The organism is Allobosea sp. CCNWLY174, from assembly GCF_037120455.1.
Classification (GTDB): Bacteria; Pseudomonadota; Alphaproteobacteria; order Rhizobiales; family Beijerinckiaceae; genus Allobosea; species Allobosea lupini.
Genome location: NZ_JBBBBQ010000026.1, coordinates 1 through 980 on the forward strand (window position 1 = coordinate 1; position 980 = coordinate 980).

At 65.7% G+C, this 980-nt stretch carries 1 protein-coding gene; it reads right to left on the minus strand.

The window, feature by feature from the left end; translation table 11 throughout:
• Positions 1-980: DNA translocase FtsK (locus V7S63_RS28685; RefSeq protein WP_336532833.1), on the minus strand; the 980-nt coding region annotated here is incomplete at both ends.

A 980-nucleotide genomic window follows, 5' to 3' on the forward strand; every position in this document is an offset into this window, starting at 1 on the left:
TCCGAGACGAACGGGCCGTGCACGCGGGTGATCCGCCCGCCGCCGGCCATGTAGAGCATGTCGCCCTGGCCGAGCAGCTGCTCGGCGCCCATCTCGCCAAGAATGGTGCGCGAGTCGATCTTGCTGGTGACCTGGAAGGAGATGCGCGTCGGGAAGTTCGCCTTGATCGTGCCGGTGATCACGTCGACCGAAGGCCGCTGCGTCGCCAGGACCACATGGATGCCGGCGGCACGGGCCATCTGCGCCAGGCGCTGGATCGTGCCCTCGATCTCCTTGCCGGCGACCATCATCAGGTCGGCCATCTCGTCGACGATCACGACGATATAGGGCAGAGGCGACAGGTCCATCGCCTCCTCCTCGTAGATCGCCTCGCCCGAATGCTTGTCGAAGCCGGTCTGGACCGTGCGGGTGATGACCTCGCCCGCCGCGGCCGCCTCCGCCACGCGCAGATTGAAGCCGTCGATGTTGCGCACACCGAGCTTCGACATCTTCTTGTAGCGCTCCTCCATCTCGCGCACCGCCCATTTCAGCGCGACCACCGCCTTCTTCGGGTCGGTGACGACGGGGGTGAGCAGATGCGGAATGCCGTCATAGACGGAAAGCTCGAGCATCTTGGGATCGACCATGATCAGCCGGCACTCCTCCGGCTTCAGCCGGTAGAGGATCGACAGGATCATGGTGTTGATCGCCACCGACTTGCCCGAGCCGGTGGTGCCGGCGACGAGCAGATGCGGCATGCGGGCAAGGTCCGCGATCACCGGCTCGCCGCCGATGGTCTTGCCGAGGCAGAGCGCGAGTTTGTGCTTGGTGCCCTCGAAGTCCTGGGAGGCCAGCAGTTCGCGCAGGAAGACGGTCTCGCGCTTGGCGTTGGGCAGTTCGATGCCGATCGCGTTCTTGCCCTGCACCACCGCCACGCGCGCCGATACCGCGCTCATCGAGCGCGCAATGTCGTCCGCCAGCGAAATCACCCGCGACGACTT